The 4,428-nt window shown below is 71.1% G+C and carries 4 protein-coding genes; 1 reads left to right on the forward strand and 3 read right to left on the reverse strand.

Features of this window, described 5'->3' with window-relative positions; translation table 11 throughout:
* The 3 genes from HGA02_RS11530 to HGA02_RS11540 all read right to left on the reverse strand — a co-directional run.
* On the reverse strand, positions 1-317 hold a 317-nt coding region (locus tag HGA02_RS11530), incomplete at its 3' end, for a RidA family protein (RefSeq protein ID WP_168679132.1).
* Positions 318-387: 70 nt separating this feature from the next.
* The gene (locus HGA02_RS11535; RefSeq protein ID WP_343035449.1) at positions 388-756 is read right to left on the reverse strand and encodes a DivIVA domain-containing protein; all 369 of its coding nucleotides are present in this window, start codon (positions 754-756) and stop codon (positions 388-390) included.
* A 41-nt stretch (positions 757-797) separates the two neighbouring features.
* Complete coding sequence (locus HGA02_RS11540) at positions 798-1,649, reverse strand: Cof-type HAD-IIB family hydrolase (RefSeq protein WP_343035450.1); 852 nt, start codon at positions 1,647-1,649, stop codon at positions 798-800.
* Positions 1,650-1,860: 211 nt separating this feature from the next.
* Here HGA02_RS11540 and HGA02_RS11545 point away from each other — a divergent pair.
* On the forward strand, positions 1,861-4,428 hold a 2,568-nt coding region (locus HGA02_RS11545; protein ID WP_246247699.1), incomplete at its 3' end, for an ATP-dependent Clp protease ATP-binding subunit.

Here is a 4,428-nt window from a genome sequence, read left to right on the forward strand (position 1 = left end):
GGCGCACCCTCGCGCGCCAGCGCCGGCGCGGCGGCGCCGTACGCGGCGGCCAGGTCGACGCCGTCGACGAACAGCACCGTGACGCTCACGAGGTCGTCGACGCTCGCGTCGGCGGCGCCGAGGGCGGTGACGAGGTTCGCCATGGTCTTCGTGACCTGCGCGGCGACGTCGTCGCCGCCGACGAGGGCACCGGACGCGTCGACGGCGTTCTGCCCGCCGACGTGGATCGTCGTCGCACCGGGCGGGATCACGGCGGCGTGGGAGAACGCGGGGCTCTGCACGAGCCCGTCGGGGCGGAGGAACGTGATCGTGTCCATGGACGCCACGCTAGGGCGGTAACCGGACGGATCGCGTCCGGGTTCTGCGCCGGTCTACGGAACGAGCAGGTCAGCGGCCGAACAGCCGCCGCCAGCCCGAGGCAGCCTTCGACGGGAGGAGTCCGGGCACGTCGCCCGACGCGGGCGAGGTCGCGACCGCCGGGCGCGGAGGCGCGGGAGCCGCGAGCGTGGCGCGGACCTCGGCGAGCAGGTCGTCGACCTGGACCTGGTCGTAGCCCTCGGTGAACCGGCGGACGGCGAACCGGGCGGCGTCGACCTCCGCCACGGTCACGGCGTCGGCCACCGCCGCGCCGCTCTCGCGGGCGCGCAGGGTGCGGGCGACACGGTCGAGCAGGTCGTCGACCTCGAGCTGGTCGTACCCGTCGCGGAACTTCGTGGCGGTGAATGTCGCCCGCAGGACGTCGTCGGCGGTCAGCACGGGCACATCGTGCTCCAGCTCCACGCCGGGGCCCAGGGCCGTCACCCGATCGCGAGGCCCAGTGCGGACGCGATCGTGCGGACGACGCCGTTGTCGTTGTTCGACGGCGCGACGAAGCGCGCGTGCGCGCGGACCTCGGGGTGCGCGTTGTCCATCGCGAACGACCAGGCCGCGGCGTCGAGCATGCCGACGTCGTTGAAGTAGTCGCCGAACGCCATCGTCTGGTCGCGCGTGACGCCGAGCGACTCCTGCACGGACCGCAGTGCGGCGCCCTTGTCGACGGTGCGGCTCATGACGTCGACCCAGTGCTGCCCGGAGACGACGACGCGCGACTCGCGCCGCAGCTCGTTCAGCGCGGGACCGGCGCCGCGCTCGGCGGGGCCGAAGTCGTAGACGGCGACCTTGAGCACGTCGTCGTCGACCGCGCGCAGGTCGTCGACGACCTCCAGCAGCGCGTAGTAGGGGCGGCACTGCGCGAGGAACCGCTCATCGGTGCGCTCGACGTACGCGGACCGCTTGCCGCACAGGACGGTGCCGACGTCCAGGCCGGCGGCGGCCTCGGCCCGGACCACGTCGACGACGTCGTGGGCCGTGGCCGTCGAGAGGGTGTCGGACGCGACCTCGACCCCGCCGCGCACGACGTAGGCGCCGTTCTCCGCGACGTAGACGAGGTCGTCGCGGCCGATCTGCGCGCGCAGCGTGGCGTACTGCCGGCCGCTCGCGGGGCACACCATGACGCCGCGCGCGAGGAGCTCGTCGAGCAGCGGCCAGAACGTCGGGTGCACGCGCTTGTCGTCGTCGAGCAGCGACCCGTCCATGTCGAGCGCGACGAGGCGCACGTCGGGGACCTCGTCGAGGACGGGCGGTTCCAGCACGGGGGAGTCGACGTTCACCCGGCCCATCCTCGCAAACGGGCGCGCCCCGCCCCGGCGCCACCTGGCGCTCGCCCGGACGGACCGCCCGTCCGGGTCGCCTTTCACGCCTGCGGCGAACACGGGCAGTGGGGGGTACCCCCTGTGGTTAGCATCGAACAACGCCGCTCGTCGTCGCCCACCGGCCGCCGCCCCGGGTACCCGGCGAGCACGTCGCTCGTGAGGAGTGCACATGTTCGAGAGATTCACGGACCGAGCCCGCCGCGTCGTCGTCCTCGCCCAGGAAGAGGCGCGGATGCTGAACCACAACTACATCGGCACCGAGCACATCCTCCTGGGTCTCATCCACGAGGGTGAGGGTGTCGCGGCCAAGGCCCTGGAGTCGCTCGGCATCTCCCTCGAGGCCGTCCGCGCCCAGGTGCAGGAGATCATCGGCGAGGGCCAGCAGGCGCCGTCGGGCCACATCCCGTTCACGCCGCGGGCCAAGAAGGTCCTCGAGCTGTCCCTGCGCGAGGCGCTGCAGCTCGGCCACAACTACATCGGCACCGAGCACATCCTGCTCGGTCTCATCCGCGAGGGTGAGGGCGTCGCCGCGCAGGTGCTCAACAAGCTGGGCGCCGACCTCAACCGCGTCCGCCAGCAGGTGATCCAGCTGGTGTCGGGCTACCAGGGCAAGGAGCCGGTCGCTGCCGGCGGCCCCCAGGAGGGTCAGCCCTCGGGCTCGGCCGTGCTCGACCAGTTCGGTCGCAACCTCACGCAGGCGGCGCGTGACGGCAAGCTCGACCCGGTCATCGGGCGCGAGAAGGAGATCGAGCGGGTCATGCAGGTGCTGTCCCGCCGCACCAAGAACAACCCGGTGCTCATCGGCGAGCCCGGCGTCGGCAAGACGGCCGTCGTCGAGGGCCTCGCGCAGGACATCGTCCGCGGCGACGTGCCGGAGACGCTCAAGGACAAGCAGCTCTACACGCTGGACCTGGGCGCGCTCGTGGCGGGCTCCCGCTACCGCGGTGACTTCGAGGAGCGCCTGAAGAAGGTCCTCAAGGAGATCCGCACGCGCGGCGACATCATCCTGTTCATCGACGAGATCCACACCCTCGTGGGTGCGGGTGCCGCCGAGGGCGCGATCGACGCCGCGTCGATCCTCAAGCCGATGCTCGCCCGCGGCGAGCTGCAGACGATCGGTGCCACGACGCTCGACGAGTACCGCAAGTACGTCGAGAAGGACCCGGCCCTGGAGCGCCGCTTCCAGCCGATCCAGGTGTCCGAGCCGAACCTGCAGCACGCGATCGAGATCCTCAAGGGTCTGCGCGACCGCTACGAGGCGCACCACCGCGTGTCCATCACGGACGCCGCGCTGGTCGCCGCCGCGACGCTCGCCGACCGGTACGTCAACGACCGGTACCTGCCGGACAAGGCGATCGACCTGGTCGACGAGGCCGGCGCCCGCCTGCGCATCCGCCGCATGACGGCTCCGCCGGAGCTGCGCGAGCTCGACGAGCAGATCGCCGAGACGCGCCGCGACAAGGAGTCGGCGATCGACGAGCAGGACTTCGAGAAGGCCGCCCGCCTGCGCGACGCCGAGAAGCAGCTCGGCCTCAAGCGCCAGGAGAAGGAGAAGGCCTGGAAGTCCGGCGACCTCGACGCGGTCGCGGAGGTCGACGAGGAGCTCATCGCCGAGGTGCTGGCGAACGCCACGGGCATCCCGGTGTTCAAGCTCACCGAGGAGGAGTCCAGCCGCCTGCTCCGCATGGAGGACGAGCTGCACAAGCGGGTGGTCGGCCAGGACGCCGCCATCAAGGCGCTGTCGCAGGCCATCCGCCGCACGCGCGCCGGGCTCAAGGACCCGAAGCGTCCCGGTGGGTCGTTCATCTTCGCGGGCCCCACGGGTGTCGGGAAGACGGAGCTCGCCAAGGCGCTCGCGGAGTTCCTGTTCGGTGACGAGGACGCGCTGATCCAGCTCGACATGTCCGAGTTCTCGGAGAAGCACACCGTGTCGCGGCTCTTCGGCTCGCCCCCCGGGTACGTCGGGTACGACGAGGGCGGTCAGCTCACCGAGAAGGTGCGCCGTCGTCCGTTCTCCGTCGTCCTGTTCGACGAGGTCGAGAAGGCGCACGCGGACATCTTCAACTCGCTGCTGCAGATCCTCGAGGACGGTCGCCTGACCGACTCGCAGGGCCGGGTGGTCGACTTCAAGAACACCGTCATCATCATGACCACCAACCTCGGCACGCGGGACATCGCCAAGGGCCTCCAGACCGGCTTCCAGGCCGGCGGCGACCTGTCGACGTCCTACGAGCGGATGAAGGCCAAGGTCAACGACGAGCTCAAGACGCACTTCCGTCCCGAGTTCCTCAACCGCGTCGACGACGTGGTCGTGTTCCCGCAGCTCTCGCAGCCGGAGATCTTCGCGATCGTCGACCTGATGGTCGCGAAGCTCGACAAGCGTCTGCGCGACAAGGACATGGGCATCGAGCTCACCCCGGCGGCCAAGAAGCTGCTGTCGGAGAAGGGCTACGACCCGGTCCTGGGCGCCCGGCCGCTGCGCCGCGCGATCCAGCGGGACATCGAGGACGCGCTGTCCGAGAAGATCCTGTTCGGCGAGCTCAAGGGCGGCCAGCTGGTCGTCGTGGACGCCGAGGGCGAGGGCCTGCTCGGGGAGTTCATCTTCCGTGGCATCGCCGACCAGCTCCCGCGGCCCGGCGTGGCCGTCGACGTCGTCGTCCCGTACGACCGCGGCGACCTGGTCAGCCGGGTGCACGAGCACGGTGACATCGACCACGAGGAGCACACGGCGCAGGGC

The organism is Cellulomonas septica, assembly GCF_012396155.1.
Taxonomy (GTDB): domain Bacteria; phylum Actinomycetota; class Actinomycetes; order Actinomycetales; family Cellulomonadaceae; genus Cellulomonas; species Cellulomonas septica.